Source organism: Blastopirellula marina (genome assembly GCF_002967715.1).
GTDB lineage: Bacteria > Planctomycetota > Planctomycetia > Pirellulales > Pirellulaceae > Bremerella > Bremerella marina_B.
On record NZ_PUIA01000069.1, the window covers coordinates 185,465 to 202,264 of the forward strand.

The following is a 16,800-nucleotide window of genomic DNA, read 5'->3' on the forward strand; positions in this document are numbered from 1 at the left end:
AATCCTTTTGACAAACCAGCCCTCTTCCAGTAGGCTGAGATCGACATCAAGCCCGAATTGCCATGCACACTGAATAACTCTTCTTCCTCTTGGCAATTCCCCATCCCGCCCCTTAGAAGATCCGTGCCCTTATGAATCGCTTCTTCAGTTCGCTCATCGCGCTGATTGCGTTGGTTCCTGCCGCTTTGGCAGTTGCAGACGAGCCGATTAGCTACTCGCGCGACATCAAGCCGCTGCTCTCCAACAGTTGCTACACATGCCATGGGCCAGACCAGCACACGCGCGAAGCCGACCTTCGTCTCGATATGCGCGACGCAGCGATCAGCCACGCGATTGTCCCTGGCAAGCCAGGGGAAAGCGAACTGATTGCCCGAATCGCAAGTAACGAGGCCGATACCCAGATGCCGCCGGCCGAATCGAATCGCCCTCGGTTGACGCCTGAGGAAGTCGACCTCATGCGGGAGTGGATCGCACAAGGGGCCAAGTATGACGAGCATTGGTCGTACATCCCTGCCCAGCGCCATCAGATTCCTGAAGCCAACCGCACGTCTCCGATCGATTACTTCATCAACCAGCGACTTGCGGAGAAAAACATCACGCCGGCCAGCAAGGCCGATGCCCGGACCTTGATTCGCCGACTCTACTTCGACTTGAATGGCCTGCCCCCCACCTCCGCCGATGTGGCCATCTTCGAGGCCGATCCATCCCCCCAGGCCTACCAAATGTATGTCGACAGGCTGCTCGCCTCGCCACGCTTCGGCGAACGGATGGCCATCCACTGGCTGGACCTGGTGCGTTACGGCGACTCGGTTGGCATCCACGGCGACCAGGAATGGAGCATGTCGCCGTACCGCGACTATGTCATTCAGTCGTTCAACGAAAACAAACCGTTCGACCAGTTCACCATCGAACAGCTCGCCGGCGACCTGCTGCCCGATGCGACCCGCGAGCAGCAGATCGCCTCTGGCTACAACCGCTTGAACATGATCACCGCCGAAGGAGGTGCCCAGGCCAAGGAGTACCTGGCCAAGTATGCCGCCGACCGCGTTCGTACAACCAGCACGGTTTGGCTCGGCGCTACGATGGGATGCAGCGAGTGCCACGATCATAAGTTCGATCCTTACACAATCAAGGAGTTCTACGAGTTCGCCGCCTTCTTTGCCGACTTGAAAGAGCAGGGGGTCTACAGCGGCAGCAGCCGGACCAGCTACTGGGGACCGAACATCATGGTCCCCACCGACGACCAGGCAACACGCTTGCAAGAACTCGACCAACAAATTGCGGCTCTCGAAAAACAACTGCAAACCGATACGCCAGAACTGGCCAGCGACCAGCGTCAATGGGAAGCGGAACTTCCCGCAGCCGCCGCATGGCATCCCTTGAAACCAACCAGCCTCACATCGAAACCGGAAGTCACCTGGAAGCAGTTGGACGACGACTCCCTTCTGGCCACCGGAGCCAACCCCGACAAGCCAACCTACGAACTTCAGTTCACGACCAATCTCCCCAAGGCGACCGCCATCCGCCTGGAAGTCATGCCCGACGATTCGCTGCCGGCCAAAGGCCCCGGACGCGCTGGCAACGGCAACTTCGTTCTTAACGGCTTTCAGCTTTCGGTCGATGACAAGCCGGTCGCACTGCACTCGGCAACGGCCACCCATGCCCAGGATGGTTGGGCACCAGGCGGCTTGTTGTCCGCAAAGCCGGGCGACGGCTGGGCGATCTTGCCGCAGGTTGGAAAGGCGAACGAAGTCGTCTTCGAACTGAAGGAAGACCTCGCGCTAACGCCTGCCAGCAAGCTGACCGTCACCATGACGCACAACTATGGCAGTAGCCATGCGATCGGCCGGTTCCGCATCTCGCTGGTCGATTCGCCACGTCCTGTGCTGGCTGGCAAAGGAGTGGGAGTTCCCAATGACATTCGCGCAATCGTCGATCTTCCCAACAACCAGCGCACGCCCGAGCAGCAGCAAAAGCTGGCCACTTTCTATCGGACGATCGCCCCACGGCTGGATCAGGCCCGGAAGGATCTGGCCGCGCGAAAGGAAGACCATAAAAAGCTGACTGATTCGATCACCACCACGCTCGTCTCCGTGTCGGTCGAACCGCGCACCATGCGGGTTCTGCCGCGCGGCAATTGGTTGGACGACAGTGGCGAGATCGTTCAGCCGGGCGTACCTGGCTTTTTGGGGTACGATATCGAAGCCGGCGATCAGCGGGCCACGCGGCTCGATCTGGCACATTGGCTGGTCGATCGTCGCAACCCACTCACCGCGCGGGTGTTTGTGAATCGCTTGTGGCAACTGATGTTCGGCCGCGGCCTGGTCACCACCTCCGACGACCTCGGCTCGCAGGGATCGGTCCCCAGCAATCCGCAGCTACTCGACTGGCTGGCCGGTGAGTTCGTCGACAGTGGCTGGAACGTGAAACACATCATTCGCCTGATCGTTCTTTCCGACGCTTACCAGCGGTCTTCTGCCCGCTCGCCCGAGCTGAAACAAAAGGACCTCAACAATTCGCTGCTGGCGGCTCAGTCTTCGTTCCGTCTGCCGGCCGAAATGATTCGCGACAACGCTCTCGCGTCCAGCGGACTGCTGGTCGAAAAGCTGGGGGGCGAAAGTGCTCGGCCTTATCAGCCCCCTGGTTACTGGTCGCACCTCAACTTTCCGATGCGTGAGTATCAGCGCGATCATGGCGATAATCTTTATCGTCGCGGGCTCTACACGCATTGGCAGCGAACCTATCTGCACCCGAGCCTGGCGGCATTCGATGCACCAACGCGGGAAGAATGCACCGTTCGCCGAAACCTTTCAAACACACCGCAGCAGGCCTTGGTGCTGATGAACGATCCCACCTACGTCGAAGCTGCCCGGGCCCTCGCCGCGCTGCTGATCCAGCAAGGGGGTGATACGCCGCGCAACAAAATCAACTTCGGTATGCAGGCCGTGCAGCAGCGGAATGCTTCTGACGAGGAAGCACACATCCTGCTCGACATCTACCAGAAGCATCACCAGCAGTACGCGGCCGATAACGACGCGGCCCGCAAGCTGCTGGAGGTAGGCGAGTACCAGGTTCCCGCTGATATCGATCCCGCCAACCTGGCTGCCTGGATGTCGGTGGCTCGCGTTTTGTTGAATTTAAACGAGACGATCACTCGGTATTAGTGCCGCGAAGCAGGCACCTGTTCCGATTTATCCCCCCATAGGCGATCCCATGTTCGATCCACACGAAGCCGCTATCCGACAAACCAGGCGTACCTTCCTTGGGCAAGGCATGGCCGGGCTCGGTACGGCGGCGCTCGCTTCGCTGATGAATGCCTCGACCGCGCATGCCAACGAGGCACCAGGGCTGTTCCCCAACTTCGCTCCGAAGGCGAAGCGGGTGATCGTCCTGTGTCAGGCGGGTGGTCCTTCGCACCTGGAAACGTTCGACGAAAAGCCGGAGCTGAAGCGTCTCAACGATCAGCCGATGCCCGAGTCGTTCACCAAAGGGCAACCGATCGCGCAGCTGCAAGGGCGGGCCCTCAAGTGCTACGCGCCTCGTTTCGACTTCAACCATTACGGCGAGTCGGGGCAGTCGATTGTTTCGCTATTCCCCAAGATGGGCGAAATCGCGGACGACCTGTGCATCATCAACTCGATGGTGACCGAGCAGATCAATCACGACCCGGCGCATACGTTCATGAACACCGGCACGTCGATCTCTGGCCGACCGTCGATGGGTTCGTGGGTGCAGTATGGCCTAGGGAGCGAAGCGGACGACCTGCCTGGCTTCGTCGTGCTGACCTCAGTTGGCAAGGGAGGCCAGGCCCAGCCAATCGCGGCGCGGCAGTGGCACAGTGGCTTTCTGCCGAGCCGTTACCAAGGGGTCGAATTCCGCTCGACCGGAGATCCGGTTTTGTACGTGCAGAACCCGCCTGGGATTACCACGGGGCGTCAGCGCGACGTTGTCGATGCCGTCAACCAGATGAACGCGCTGCGGCAGCCGATGCTGGACGATCCCGAGATCGCCACGCGAATCGCCCAGTACGAACTGGCGTTCAAGATGCAGACCAGCGTGCCGAGCTTGATGGACGTCTCGGGGGAACCGCAGCACATTCTCGACATGTACGGCACGAAGGGGGCTGACGGAACGTTTGCCGCGAACTGTTTGCTCGCCCGGCGGCTGGCCGAGCGCGGCGTCCGTTTCGTGCAGTTGTATCATCGCGGCTGGGACCATCACGGCGGCATCGAACGCGGCATGCAGATCTGTGCTTCCGAAGTCGATCAGGCCTCGGCCGCGCTGGTGACCGACCTGAAAAACCGCGGGATGCTCGACGAGACGCTGGTGGTCTGGGGTGGCGAGTTCGGCCGCACCCCGATGGCCCAAGGGAGTGGCCGCGACCATCACATCAAAGGCTTTTCGATCTGGATGGCTGGCGGCGGCATCAAGGGGGGCATCAAGTACGGCAAGACCGACGAACTGGGTTACAACGCCGTCGAAGACATCGTCCACGTCCACGACTTCCACGCGACGCTGTTGCATCTGCTGGGCATCAACCACGAAAAACTGACCGTCCGTCACCAAGGGCGCGACTTCCGTCTGACCGACGTCCATGGCCGCGTGGTGAAAGAGATCTTGGCGTAACGGTTCTTGCGGAACCTCCGGCCGCTGCTCCGCTTGCGGCGGATCTGGTTGCTTGGCCGGTGCCTTCTCAGGCTGTTCGGCCAGTTGCCTTCGCAGCTGGTCAAGCTCTTGCTGCTGCTTTTGAAGGATCTCGTCTTGCTTGTCGCAGACATCGATCAGGCGCTGAAAGAGCGCCGCTTCCCGCTGCGCACGAGTCGCCGGCGAGCCATTGGAATGGGGGTGAGAGTGGTGAGACATAGCAATGCTGCTCCGAAAAAAAGGAATACGGTGATCACGCGAACAGCGCGTGATGTGTTTGTGTTGAACAATTCGTAAGAAGCCTGCAAAGGTGCAGGAAATAACGCCCAGGCCAAAGCGGGCACAGGACTTAGCACGCCCAAATCAAGAGCGACTGGCGGGCTGATGCATGTAATTTATTTGGCAAGCGCTTCCGTTAAAAAGTACGCCTGGGAAATTTTCTGGGAAAAAGTTTGGGGGGGGGAATCGTCGGCACGAAATGCCAACATTCCCCGGGTGAAAGTGAACGCGTGCGTGTATCATTGGCCTCTGGCCAGTGCGAATCAGGTACCCGCCGGCCGAAGAGGTGAGGTATTGTACTGAGTGACTCAGGGAGACAATTTCATCTTGCAGGGACTCATCGAACAGAAGTTCCGAGGTGTATCGTCTGAAGATGGAAGCCGCATCGCACTGGCCAGAGGCCAGTGGCACACGGCGAGTCGAGTCTGGCTTGGAAACCATTCCGCCGGACAGGATGGTGAGCGTATCATTGCACGACTTGATGTTCGTCCATCAGACGTTAGCGGAGTTGGAAACAAAAGGGGACGGGGGTCTTCTTCAGGCTCTCTTGTTAAACTGCAATTAAAGCCCCCCGTCCCCATTTTTGCCCTCCAATGATCTGAATAGAAATTAGTTATGAAGACAACTAAGGCTCTGGCCCCACCAAGTGCTCCTCGCATCAGTAAACTGCAAGATCATTTCGAGATCGAGTTTCCTGACGACTATTTGACATTCTTAAAGGAAAACAATGGTGGGGTTCCAGATTTGAACGTGTTTTCCATGAGAGGGTATGACTTTGTCGTGGAACGATTTCTACCAATCCTAGACGACCCGAGACAAGACAATGAGCATGGTTGGTATGATATTTCTGTTGTAACATCGCAGCTAGATTGTCGCTTGATCGATGACGAAGATTCGACTGGGATGAATGTCTTGCCAATCGCGGCGCTATTTGGGGGCGATTTTGTTTGCCTAGACTATAGGGAATCGGCATCTCCCTGCGTTTCCGTATGGAAGCATGAGACCTCAGATGAGTTTTCACCTGACCTAATCACGGTTGCCAACTCATTTACAAGTTTCTTGTCGATGTTCGTCAAAGCCGCCTTGGAGTAACGGCGGGGCAGCACTGGCAAACAACTTGAACTCGACGCAAGTCAGGCTGATACCCAGTTGCCCCGCCACACAACACGCTCTGCCGAAAAGGAAGCCGCATCTGCCATGAGTTATGACATCGCCGTTTGGGATTTGCCTCGGACATTCTCACGTCAAGAAGCGAACCAAGCATGGAGCGAAATGTTCGACGGCGACGACACGTCGGAACTGCTGGAGGACTCACCCAAGATTGACGCGTTTCAGCGTGAGCTTGAGGAGAAGTATCCTCAGCTCGACACGCTGCCTGACGACCAGCTTGACGCGTCTCCCTGGTCTTGCGAATTCGGTCCGGAGGGGCCGACGTTGACCCTCTCGTATGCCTGGTCTAGAGCCGAGGAGATCGCCCACGTTGTTTTCGATCTCGCGATGAAGCACAACCTGGCGGTGTTCGACTTCAACTCGGAATTGATCTACATGCCTCCGGGCCTGATGACGCCGACCGATTGCACGCTTGAGTCGCCCCATCTGCTCAAGACGATCCCAGCCTATCCCGAGATCATACCGGACATCCTGGATATCCTTGTCGGCCGGCAAAATCCCTACTTGATCGTCGATCGCGGAAATGAGTTCTACATTCAAACCATGTGGACCGAGGAGGGCTACCTGCTGGAGTATCGCAGTGGCAGCGAAGCGGAACACTACGAGTCACCCCAGCCACTGAAAGCGGCCGAGGTCGCCCGCATCATCCAGGGTTACCTTACCCATAGCTCTTGGCAGGATGGCTGCACGTTTGAACGTGTGATGCTGTGAAAGTTGAACCGCGTAGCAAAAGACGTCCCGCGTGTCGCGGAGTCCGGGCGTGGCTGGCGCAGGTCGCCGATGCCGTTGAAAAGGGTGAACGACCCGACTTAATCGACGCATAGCCAACACCGGCGCATAGAAATGAATTAGCGTGAGAACATGCAAGAAGAAGACTTCGACATCCTGTGGGCAAATCTGGTCGAGCGATCGTACAAGCCAGGCTCCGCTGCGTTGTCGGAATGCGAGTGGAACTTTTACGCAGTGAATTTGTTGCGAGGCTCGGTCCCGAGAAGCGGTTTCATCGGCTATTTCGAGAACTTTACGGGCCAGGAAATTCTCGACGCCCATGCCGGCCTCAAAGCACTTGGACTCGACTCGGTTCTCGCCCTGCTGGAGAAAGCCGAAGCGGTGGTTCTGGGCGGCAAGCCGATCTTGCCGAGTGCGTCCCCCTTGGAGATCATCCCCAGTTCATTGACCGAAGAAGAGTACGAGCAGGCCATTGACCGAATGGATGAAGCGCTCGGCCCCGTCTCTGAGGCATTCTACGCCCAGGAGGAAAGCATCTGGAATGCACTGTGCCAGTATGCCGATGAGAACAACCTGAAGCCTAGAAGTTAGGCGAGCGTAACCGGCGGCTGGGTGGCACTGATGATGGCTAACGGATTGCACGCCCAAGCAGACTTGGGCGTGGCACCCCGGGATTTCTTTGATCGGGTCGTGTGGGTTACGCCTTCTTCACGAATTCCGATTTCAGCGCCATCGCGCCGATGCCGTCGATCTTGCAGTCGATGTCGTGGTCTCCGCCGACGATGCGGATGTTCTTCACCTTGGTCCCCCCTTTGACGACGCCTCCTTTGAACTTCAGGTCTTTGATGACCACGACCGTGTCGCCATCTTCCAGGACGTTGCCGTTGGCATCGCGGGTAACGTCGTCATCGGCGGCGGCTGCCTGATCGGTGGCGGACCACTCGTGACCGCAGGTTGGGCAGACTAGCAGAGGTCCGTCTTCGTAGGTGAATTCGCCTTGGCACTGAGGGCAGTTGGGGAGTTGGCTCATGATTTGTTTCCCTGATGAAGTGAGAGGATCTCTCGATTGTCATGAATCAGCGCCGCATGAAAAGAGGTGTCCCCCAAAAGAGCCTGGCCGTGCATGGCGTGTGCCTGCGAGTTTGCAGCGAAAAGAAGACCAAGTTATCATTTCAATACTTTCCCTAATCCCACTTCCCACCTGACGAGTAATCCTTCTCATGCTGCGATTTCTAATAGTTTGCGCTATGGCCCTTGCCAGCTTCGCTACGTTGGCGTCTTCGAGCGATGCAGCGGATAAGCTTCCCAACATTGTTGTGATCTTCATCGACGATATGGGGTATGCCGATATCGGGCCGTTTGGGGCCGAGGCTTACAAGACGCCGAATCTCGACCAGATGGCGGCCGAGGGGCGGACGTTTACCGACTTCTATGTCACCCAGGCCGTGTGTTCCGCTTCGCGGGCTGGGCTGATGACGGGTTGCTACAACGTGCGAGTTGGCATTCAAGGAGCGCTCGGGCCGAACTCGAAGATTGGGATCAACCCCGAAGAGATGACCATGGCCGAACTATGCAAGCAGAAGGGCTATGCGACGGCTTGCTTCGGTAAGTGGCACCTGGGGGATAAAGAGCCGTTCCTGCCGCTGCAGAATGGGTTCGACGAATACTTCGGGCTGCCGTACTCGAACGATATGTGGCCTTACCATCCTGGCGTGCGGCATCTTTCCGAAGAGGAACGCCTGAAGCGTTGGCCGCATCTGCCGCTGTTTGAGGGCAACGAGGTCGTTAATCCGAAGGTCGACGGCACCGCCCAGGAACAACTCACCACGCAGTACACCGAGCACGCCGTCGCGTTCATCGATAAGAACAAGGACAAGCCGTTCTTTTTGTACCTGCCGCATAGCATGGTGCACGTGCCGTTGTATGTTTCCGACAAGTTCAAAGGCAAGTCGGGGGCAGGGCTGTTTGGAGACGTGGTGATGGAAGTCGACTGGTCGGTGGGTCAGGTGCTGGATGCGTTGAAGCGAAACAAGATCGACGACAACACGCTGGTGATCTTCACCTCGGACAATGGCCCGTGGCTTTCGTACGGCGACCATGCTGGCAGCGCGGGGCCGCTGCGTGAAGGGAAGGGGACCATGTGGGAAGGGGGCTGCCGCGAGCCCACCATCATGCGTTGGCCAGGCAAAATTCCGGCCGGCACCGTTTGCGATACGCCAGCGATGACGATCGATATCTTCCCGACGGTGGCCAAGCTGATTGGGGCCGACCTGCCGGAGAAGCCGATCGACGGCAAGAACATCTGGCCCCTGATCGCCGGCGAAGAAGGTGCCCAATCGCCGCACGATGCGTACTACTTCTACTATGGCAGCGGCCTGAAAGCCGTTCGTAGCGGCAAGTGGAAGCTGGTCTTCCCGCACGAATACCGCACCATGGCCGGCAAGCCAGGTGGGACCGGCGGCATCCCGGCCAATTACTCGAATGCCACCACGCCGCTGGCCCTGTTCGATCTGCAAGCGGACGTCGGCGAGCAGCACAACGTCCTCGATCAACATCCCGATGTCGTCAAACAGCTAGAGAAGCTGGCCGACGGCATTCGCGAAAAGCTGGGGGACTCGCACCAAAAAATAAAGGGGACGGAAAACCGTCCCCCAGGTCGCATTTAAGCGAGTCAATCTAACGCGGTGGGCGTTCTTTCTATCTTTCAGCAGCCATACAAGGCACCGCCAATCACTTTCCTGGCGGTGCCCACAATCGCTGTCATACCCTCTCCACAATCTGACCAAGGAGAGGATGAAACAACCTCCAGGTTCAGCGCGACCCGCCCACATGCACACCAAGAGAGGGGCAGTTAACCTTGTAACCAAGAACACGCAACACGTTCTTAACACAAGGGTATTAACATAAGGAGCAATACCAAGTTCATACCGCTAATGGCACTTCTGGTTACTTAGAACGCGATGACACACGTGCCCAGTACAATTGTTTGGGGGTTTATCCTCAATTCGTCGCGGATCATCGAATCGCTCGAGAAAAACGGTCGAATACGCGTTGCCTGTTGGCTCGGTCAAAAGGAAATCACGAGCCTGCACATGCACCCCGAGAAATGCCTCTCGGCAGGCTCTGGGATTTGTGATCGGCAGGTATTCGAATCGATGTTGCCGCACTTCCCCATTTTCCAGCGTCTCTACTTGCGGCACGCGCGACAGAAGACACAGATCGGAACGCCGTCGTTGCATGATCTGCAGGACCGTTTTCGATTCTACTGCGACTACCTTTTCGACCTGCTCAAGAGAACCGAGTGTGAGCTGATTCTATTCTCGAACATTCCTCACGAGGGAGCCGACTTCGTCTTATATGAACTCGCCAAGTTACTCGGCATCAAAACGCTGATGACGTTTCAGTTACCGTTTCCCAATCGACATCTCATTCTAGAGTCGGCCAACGAACTAGGAGACTACTCCCAGTATCCGCAGCTACGCGAACCGGAACGGATCTCGATCCCCCGAGAGTTTAAGAAGTATCATTTCTATATGAAGAGTTGGCATAGCCACGAGAAACGTGTCCTGGGGATCATACCGGAAATCTATCTCAAGCCAGCACATCAACAACATATTGCTCAGCTGATCTACCAGCGTTACATCAAGTCCCCCGTCACAACCTTTTACAACAGTTCCCACAATGCAAGATTCCGCAAGCGGGTTCGAAAGTGTTCCGTTGTCCCCAATCTTTCCGAACCGTTTGTTTACTTTCCGCTTCACCTTCAACCCGAGCTGACCACCGACGCAATTGGCGGCAAGTACGCCGACCAGGCGCTCGCCATTGAAGAACTTCACGCCATGCTTCCCCAGGGCTGGAAAATCTACGTCAAAGAGAACCCCAAGCAGCGGGCATTTGCACGTGGCCCCTTCTTTTTTGATCGAATTCGACGCATCCCGGGTGCTCAGATCGTGCCGCTAGAGACAGACACGTACGAGCTCATCAAGCATTCTCAGTTCGTGAGTTCCATCACCGGCACCGCCGGCTGGGAAGCAATCACCGGAGGAAAGCCCGTTCTCGTTTTCGGCAAGGCCTGGTACCGAAAACTACCAGGTGTCTTCGAATTTCCCACCAGCATGTCTGCCGAGCAAATCGCCGCGACAGAAATCGACCATTCGCATTTAGAGGAATCGGTTGCCGACATGCTGAGTCGTTCTTGTATCGGAGTTACCGATCCACACTACTCTCTAATCGTCGACAATTACGACGAGGATACCAACGCCTCGTTAGTCGCATCAACGCTGGGGGATCGAATTGCCATGCAGTTTGCATCCCCCGTGGTTTCATGCTAGAAGTCGGCTGACGGAGCCATTCACGACATCTATCCGAGCCGAAATTACTTGCGGCTCTGTCGGCGGCGATCTGTTTCTTTCAGCAGGATCTTACGCAGACGGATGTGGTTTGGTGTGACTTCGACCAGTTCGTCGTCCTCGATGTATTCCAGGGCGACTTCCAGGCTCATGTCTCTCGGTGGACGAAGTACGATGTTTTCGTCCGAGCCAGAGGCCCGCATGTTGGTCAGCTTCTTTTCCTTGGTGGGGTTCACGGTCAGGTCGTCGCTGCGCGAGTTCTCGCCGACGATCATCCCTTCGTACACTTCGTCGCCGTGACGCACGAACATGTCCGAGCGTTCCTGCAGCGCGAACAAGGCGAAACCGACAGCCTTGCCGGAAACCATGCTGATCATCGCGCCGTTGGCTCGGCGAGGCACTTCGCCTGACACCGGCTGGTACGATTCGAAGCGGTGATTGACAATCGCTTCGCCTTGCGTGGCATTGAGCAACTTAGTACGCAGACCGATCAAACCACGCGACGGAATCGTGAAGATCACCTGGCTGTAGTCACCGCGGGGCTGCATTTCGACCAGTTCGCCGCGACGTTCGCCAACCAGTTCCATGACCGGGCCCATCTTTTCCGATGGCACTTCGATCACCAGTTGTTCGTAGGGCTCTTCCTTCACGCCGTTGTTATCACGCATGATCACCTGCGGCTTGCCGACCGCCAGTTCGTACCCTTCGCGGCGCATCGTTTCGATCAGCACGGCCAGGTGCAACACACCACGACCGCTGACCAGAAAGCTATCGCCAGATTCGCCTGGACGAACACGCAAAGCGACGTTGCGTTCGAGTTCTTTTTCCAGACGATCTCGCAGGTTACGCGAGGTGACGTACTTGCCGTCTTTGCCCAGCAGCGGCGAGGTGTTGATGGTGAACATCATCTCGAGCGTCGGGGCATCGACCGCCACGCGCGGCAGCGGCGTGGGGTTTTCGATGGCACAGATCGTGTCGCCGATATCGATGTCTTCCAGACCGGTCACGGCGATAATATCACCGGCACCTGCTTCGTCGACTTCGATACGTCCGAGGTTTTCAAACGCATGCAAGGCGACGATGCGTCCGCGTTCGAAGGTGTCGTCGGCCTTCGAGATCATCACCGACTGCCCCTTCTTGATCTTGCCCGACTTGATGCGGCCGATCGCGATACGGCCGGTATACTCCGACCAGTCGAGCGTCGTGACGCGCATCTGTAGCGGACCGTCCGGGTTGACGTCGGGACCGGGAATGTGCTTCAGCACCAGGTCCAACAGCGGACGCATGTCCCCTTCGCGGACGTCAGGGTCTGGCGAAGCGAAGCCAGCCTTGGCACTGGCGAACAAGTACGGGAACTCGGCGATGTCGTCGGTGGCACCCAGCGAGAGGAACAGGTCCAACACTTCATCGACCACTTCGTGCGGACGGGCATCGGGCTTGTCGATCTTGTTGATCAGCACGATCGGCTTCAGGCCGCATTCCAGCGCTTTGGAAAGCACGAACCGCGTTTGCGGCATGGGACCTTCGGCGGCATCGACCAGAACCACCGCACCGTCGGCCATGCTCAGCACGCGTTCGACTTCACCACCGAAGTCGGCGTGCCCAGGCGTATCGACGATATTGATCTTCACCCCTTCGTAGGGCAGGGCAATGTTCTTTGCCAAGATCGTGATACCACGTTCCTTTTCCAGGTCGTTCGAGTCGAGAATTCGCTCGCTCGAAAGCTGGCTTGCCCGGAACTGACCGCTTTGGTGCAGCAGGCAGTCCACCAGGGTCGTTTTACCATGGTCAACGTGGGCAATAATGACAATATTTCGTAGGTCGTCGCGTCGCATACTGGTTCGTGCTTATAAGGCAGGCCTAAACTTCCCCGTCCAAGAACCGGAAATCCTATCAGATTCACCTAATTTTGGGGTAGGGGACCCGCCCTTACATTCGCAAATCCGCAGGAAAGGGGCTGGGAATTCTCAAATCGATAATCCCCTCAAGCCCCCATTTCCCCAGAATCGACCCCATCCGGGGAGGTCCGCGCGATCCACAGCAGGGCAGAAACGAGGGTCAGGCCGTCTACCACGTCCGCCGATTGCCCTAGGCGAAATCCCCTCGTCCCTCTCGATTCGGCCTGACAATTGCACTACGAGGTCGGTGTTGTCTCCACCCAATTGCTCAAACCACGATCCCGGGCCAGTCTCCGATGCAAACCTTTCGCTGCCAGTGCGGGCATAAGTTGTTCTTTGGAAGCTCCTTCTGTGTCTCTTGCCAAGAGACCGTCGGCATGTGCCCCACGTGCCGCCAGGTGACCGCTTTGAAATCGCTGGACAACGAGACCTGGCAGTGTATGAACCAGGCCTGTGGTCAGAAGCTGAAGCTCTGCCGGAATCGCGTCGAGTACAAGGCCTGCAACTGCACGATCGCCATCGAAGAGCCAGACCAGGCCTATTGCAACTACTGCCGGTTGAACCAGGTGATCCCCAATCTCTCGATCGAAGGCAACCTGGTGAAATGGCGTCGTCTGGAAGCGGCCAAACGACGCGTGCTGTATGGAGTCGAGTCGAATGGACTCCCGATCGGCGATCCCAGCCGCAACGATTACTTACCGCTGAAGTTCGAATTCAAAGAAGACGATGCCCGGCCGGTTTCCACCGGACATGCGTGCGGCCTGATTACGATCAACCTGCAAGAGGCCGACAGCGTCAAGCGAGAACAAACGCGCGTCGAATTCGGCGAACCCCAACGAACTCTGGTCGGGCACTTCCGGCACGAGCTCGGCCATTATTACTGGGACATGCTGGTCGAACCCTCGAAGCTGGAGGCATTTCGCCAACTGTTTGGCAACGAAGAGAACCCCACGTACGCCGACGCACAAGCTGCGTACTACGCCAACGGCCCTCAGCCCGATTGGCAGTCGCGGTTCATTTCGGCGTACGCCAGCATGCACCCGTGGGAAGACTTCGCCGAGAGCTTTGCCGCCTACCTGGATATGACTTCGATCGTCAGCACGGCCCAGTCCTTTCCGCGGATCAACGCGGCCGTTCCGCCTGATGACTTCGATGCGTGGCTCAAAGCGTATCGCGAGATCGGCGTGATGGCCAACGAGTTCAACCGCGACATTGGCCTTTTAGATCTTGTGCCTGAGGTCTTCAATAAGCTGGTGATCGAAAAGCTGCGGTTCATGCACGACTTGCAGGAGATCCGCGTTCAATCGCCGGAAAGCTCTGGCTCGTCGTCGTCATCCTGATCCTCTTCGGCACGACCCGATGTTTCCACGATCTTGGGAACCTTGTGATCGTCCAGCGGCACGAAACGCAGCGTTTCGCGCGGGGGATCGCAGATCCCGTTCTCGAATTGGATGGCCGCCCAACGAATGTCGCCGGGACCATCCATCGTTTCGCCATCGTTGATGATCGCTCCGCTTTGTACCAGGTAATTCGACGCATTGCGGAGGAAGTTGGCAACGTCGTTCACTTCGTAATCGTCGACGACGAAACAGGCCTCGATATCGGGGACTTCCAACTGCCAGTTGCCAACCGTATCCATCAGTGCCCAAGTCTCGTCGATGTTGAACAGTCGCACATTCGACCAGATATCCAGCGGTAGAAGTTCGTTGGCCCAGCCATAATTCAAGCTGTTGCGGAAGCTGTCTTGATCGAGCAGCACTTCACCGTTGGGGTTGTAATAGCACAAAGCCCCTTCCAGGTTAAGCAGGGCCTGGACAAGCTTGTTGTTGAATTGCAGTTCGGCGATCGGATCGTATTCTTCCGGCAGGCACTTGGCGTCTTCCCCTTTGCCGATCACGTAACTGGTTCGCAGTCGCACGAATCCCCGGTGACGCTCGACTACCTCGGGGGCGTCGCGCCAGGCCCACGACTGCTGTTCCGCCCGATCGAGCCCGCCCGGGTAGGCAAAAGGCCCGAAGTGCCCCATCGACCAGGCCCCGAACACCATGAACTCTGTCTGGGGATCCCCCATGCCATCGGGCCACTCGTGATCGACCGTGTCGACGGTAACCGTTCCGCCGGTGGCTTCGTCGAACATGACCAGGGCACTTGCGCCCCCCATCGCCCATTCTTCGCTTTCTTCACGTATCCCCAGCACTTCAAAGTCACTTAAAGCCGACGCCACCTCGGCGATTGAAACGGGGCGATCCAGCAGTACGCAAACCCCTTGCGTGAAGATTCCCTTGGCCATGACGCGTGCCTTCGTTGGTGCAGATGTCGCGGAAGTCGTTGCGATGCCAAGCATACGCCTAAGTCGATAAGGCGTCAAACATTAGCGCACCTCATCACGTTGTCAGGAAATGCGGCAAAACAAGCTTCCCTCAGAATTGGGCATGAGCTAAAAACTGGGCATACCTATTGGCTTAACCATCGCTGAGATCCACCCATGGTAAATATCACGGAAATCGCCCCCGATCTGTTCCGCCTTTCGGTGTTCGCTGCTGAGTTGAACATGCAGTTCAACCACTTTCTCGTGCGGGACGATAAGCCGCTGCTGTTTCATACGGGACTCAAGGGGATGTTTCCGCTGCTTTATGAAGCCGTGGCCAAGATCATCGATCCGGCGACGCTGCGGTATATTGCCTGGAGCCACTTTGAATCGGACGAATGCGGAGCACTCAACGAATGGTTGAAGGTTGCCCCCCACGCCGAGCCGGTCTGCACGCTGATTGGCAAGCTGGTCAGCGTCGACGACTTCTCTGATCGCCCCGCCAAAGGGATGACACCCAGCGATGTGCTGGAAACGGGCAAGTATCGCTACCGGTTCTATCCATCGCCCCACATTCCGCACGGTTGGGATGCGGGCGTGCTGTTTGAAGAGACCACGAAGACGCTCTTCTGCTCGGACCTGTTTCATCACTTTGGCGACACGGCACCGCTGACCAGCGATTCGCTGATCGAACCCACCCAGCACGGCATGCAGCTGCTGCAGCAAGGTCCGTTGGCCGGGTACATGCCGTACACCTCGCAAACCGAAGGAGTGCTACGGCAATTGGCCAATTTGAAACCAGAAACTCTGGCCGTCATGCATGGCTCTTCCTACCAAGGGGCAGGGGACCAGCTACTGTTGGACCTGGCCGGCGTTATCCAGCAGACGTTCGATCAGAGGGCCGGATAACGCAGGCCTGCAGTTCCAATTACTTCAAATCGAAGTCGATCTTCCCTTCGCCTTGCGGAATATCCGCGGTGAGGGTGGTTCGTTGGTTGTACTCGGCCGGGATGGTCTCTTGGGTGGCGACCAGACCGGTTTCGTCCGGCTTACCAACGGGCTTCGGCGAGCGAATGAGGACCTTCTTCTTACCGGGCGTCACCCTGGCAGTGTAGGTGCCGGCGGAGATCTCGGCGAATGCTTCCGATCCGTTACTGATGTCCTCAGGCGAGGTAAATTGAATTTGCCCCGACTCTAAAGGGGTACCATTCAGCGTGACAGTACCGGTGATTTCGCTGGTTCCCGCGAAACGATCGTCGGATGTTCCTTGTTGACAACCCAAGACGGAAAGACAAAGCATAACAAGAACAAGGCGTAGGCAACCCGCCATGATATCTACTCCTGGAATGAAAAGCTGGCGATGAAAAGAGGCGGCAAGTCGAACGGCTGACCGCGCGACTTGCCGCAAAGATCCGTCTAATGC

At 57.3% G+C, this 16,800-nt stretch carries 13 protein-coding genes; 9 read left to right on the forward strand and 4 right to left on the reverse strand.

Annotation, left to right across the window (positions count from 1 at the left end):
• The first annotated feature begins 131 nt into the window (after nt 1-131).
• The 5 genes from C5Y96_RS21305 (at nt 132) to C5Y96_RS21335 (ending at nt 7,413) form a co-directional block, all read left to right on the forward strand.
• Nucleotides 132-3,164, forward strand: a complete 3,033-nt coding sequence (locus tag C5Y96_RS21305) for a PSD1 and planctomycete cytochrome C domain-containing protein (RefSeq protein WP_105357608.1) — start codon at nt 132-134, stop codon at nt 3,162-3,164.
• A 49-nt stretch (nt 3,165-3,213) separates the two neighbouring features.
• A complete protein-coding gene (locus tag C5Y96_RS21310) occupies nt 3,214-4,626 on the forward strand; it encodes a DUF1501 domain-containing protein (RefSeq protein ID WP_105357610.1) in 1,413 nt (470 codons plus the stop codon).
• 912 nt (nt 4,627-5,538) lie between these two features.
• Nucleotides 5,539-6,015 (forward strand): SMI1/KNR4 family protein, encoded by a 477-nt coding sequence (locus C5Y96_RS21325; RefSeq protein WP_105357613.1) that lies wholly within the window; start codon nt 5,539-5,541, stop codon nt 6,013-6,015.
• Between the two features lie 105 nt (nt 6,016-6,120).
• Entirely contained in the window at nt 6,121-6,804 is a 684-nt protein-coding gene (locus tag C5Y96_RS21330; protein WP_105357614.1) for a hypothetical protein, read from the forward strand.
• A gap of 150 nt (nt 6,805-6,954) precedes the next feature.
• Entirely contained in the window at nt 6,955-7,413 is a 459-nt protein-coding gene (locus C5Y96_RS21335; protein WP_105357615.1) for a DUF4375 domain-containing protein, read from the forward strand.
• A gap of 106 nt (nt 7,414-7,519) precedes the next feature.
• Here the strand turns inward: C5Y96_RS21335 and C5Y96_RS21340 are convergent, their stop codons facing one another.
• Complete coding sequence (locus C5Y96_RS21340; protein WP_105357616.1) at nt 7,520-7,852, reverse strand: zinc ribbon domain-containing protein YjdM; 333 nt, start codon at nt 7,850-7,852, stop codon at nt 7,520-7,522.
• A 217-nt stretch (nt 7,853-8,069) separates the two neighbouring features.
• Between C5Y96_RS21340 and C5Y96_RS21345 the strand changes: the two genes are divergently transcribed.
• Together C5Y96_RS21345 and C5Y96_RS21350 are read left to right on the forward strand one after the other, a co-directional pair.
• Nucleotides 8,070-9,488 carry a sulfatase gene (locus tag C5Y96_RS21345; protein ID WP_199188755.1) on the forward strand — a complete coding sequence of 473 codons (1,419 nt, stop codon included), beginning with the start codon at nt 8,070-8,072 and terminating at the stop codon, nt 9,486-9,488.
• Nucleotides 9,489-9,791: 303 nt separating this feature from the next.
• Nucleotides 9,792-11,153, forward strand: coding sequence for a hypothetical protein (locus C5Y96_RS21350; RefSeq protein ID WP_158261351.1), 1,362 nt, complete (start codon nt 9,792-9,794; stop codon nt 11,151-11,153).
• 44 nt (nt 11,154-11,197) lie between these two features.
• Here C5Y96_RS21350 and typA read toward each other — a convergent pair whose 3' ends face one another.
• Nucleotides 11,198-13,006 (reverse strand): translational GTPase TypA, encoded by a 1,809-nt coding sequence (gene typA / locus C5Y96_RS21355; protein WP_105357619.1) that lies wholly within the window; start codon nt 13,004-13,006, stop codon nt 11,198-11,200.
• A 359-nt stretch (nt 13,007-13,365) separates the two neighbouring features.
• Between typA and C5Y96_RS21360 the strand changes: the two genes are divergently transcribed.
• Nucleotides 13,366-14,409, forward strand: coding sequence for a putative zinc-binding metallopeptidase (locus tag C5Y96_RS21360; protein WP_105357620.1), 1,044 nt, complete (start codon nt 13,366-13,368; stop codon nt 14,407-14,409).
• Here the strand turns inward: C5Y96_RS21360 and C5Y96_RS21365 are convergent.
• Nucleotides 14,370-15,359, reverse strand: a complete 990-nt coding sequence (locus C5Y96_RS21365; protein ID WP_158261352.1) for a DUF4261 domain-containing protein — start codon at nt 15,357-15,359, stop codon at nt 14,370-14,372. The two genes, C5Y96_RS21360 and C5Y96_RS21365, sit on opposite strands and share 40 nt — an antisense overlap.
• 195 nt (nt 15,360-15,554) lie before the next feature.
• Here C5Y96_RS21365 and C5Y96_RS21370 point away from each other — a divergent pair, with 195 nt between their 5' ends.
• Entirely contained in the window at nt 15,555-16,286 is a 732-nt protein-coding gene (locus tag C5Y96_RS21370) for an MBL fold metallo-hydrolase (protein ID WP_105357622.1), read from the forward strand.
• A gap of 19 nt (nt 16,287-16,305) precedes the next feature.
• On the opposite strand, the gene C5Y96_RS21375 is transcribed toward C5Y96_RS21370, so the two are convergent.
• Nucleotides 16,306-16,707, reverse strand: a complete 402-nt coding sequence (locus C5Y96_RS21375) for a hypothetical protein (RefSeq protein ID WP_105357623.1) — start codon at nt 16,705-16,707, stop codon at nt 16,306-16,308.
• Nucleotides 16,708-16,800 lie beyond the last annotated feature (93 nt).

Coding starts and splice junctions, on each gene's coding strand:
- C5Y96_RS21305 (WP_105357608.1), top strand. CDS start 132: ATGAATCGCTTCTTCAGTTCGCTCATCGCGCTGATTGCGTTGGTTCCT.
- C5Y96_RS21310 (WP_105357610.1), top strand. CDS start 3,214: ATGTTCGATCCACACGAAGCCGCTATCCGACAAACCAGGCGTACCTTC.
- C5Y96_RS21325 (WP_105357613.1), top strand. CDS start 5,539: ATGAAGACAACTAAGGCTCTGGCCCCACCAAGTGCTCCTCGCATCAGT.
- C5Y96_RS21330 (WP_105357614.1), top strand. CDS start 6,121: ATGAGTTATGACATCGCCGTTTGGGATTTGCCTCGGACATTCTCACGT.
- C5Y96_RS21335 (WP_105357615.1), top strand. CDS start 6,955: ATGCAAGAAGAAGACTTCGACATCCTGTGGGCAAATCTGGTCGAGCGA.
- C5Y96_RS21340 (WP_105357616.1), bottom strand. CDS start 7,852: ATGAGCCAACTCCCCAACTGCCCTCAGTGCCAAGGCGAATTCACCTAC.
- C5Y96_RS21345 (WP_199188755.1), top strand. CDS start 8,070: ATGGCCCTTGCCAGCTTCGCTACGTTGGCGTCTTCGAGCGATGCAGCG.
- typA (WP_105357619.1), bottom strand. CDS start 13,006: ATGCGACGCGACGACCTACGAAATATTGTCATTATTGCCCACGTTGAC.
- C5Y96_RS21360 (WP_105357620.1), top strand. CDS start 13,366: ATGCAAACCTTTCGCTGCCAGTGCGGGCATAAGTTGTTCTTTGGAAGC.
- C5Y96_RS21365 (WP_158261352.1), bottom strand. CDS start 15,359: ATGGCCAAGGGAATCTTCACGCAAGGGGTTTGCGTACTGCTGGATCGC.
- C5Y96_RS21370 (WP_105357622.1), top strand. CDS start 15,555: ATGGTAAATATCACGGAAATCGCCCCCGATCTGTTCCGCCTTTCGGTG.
- C5Y96_RS21375 (WP_105357623.1), bottom strand. CDS start 16,707: ATGGCGGGTTGCCTACGCCTTGTTCTTGTTATGCTTTGTCTTTCCGTC.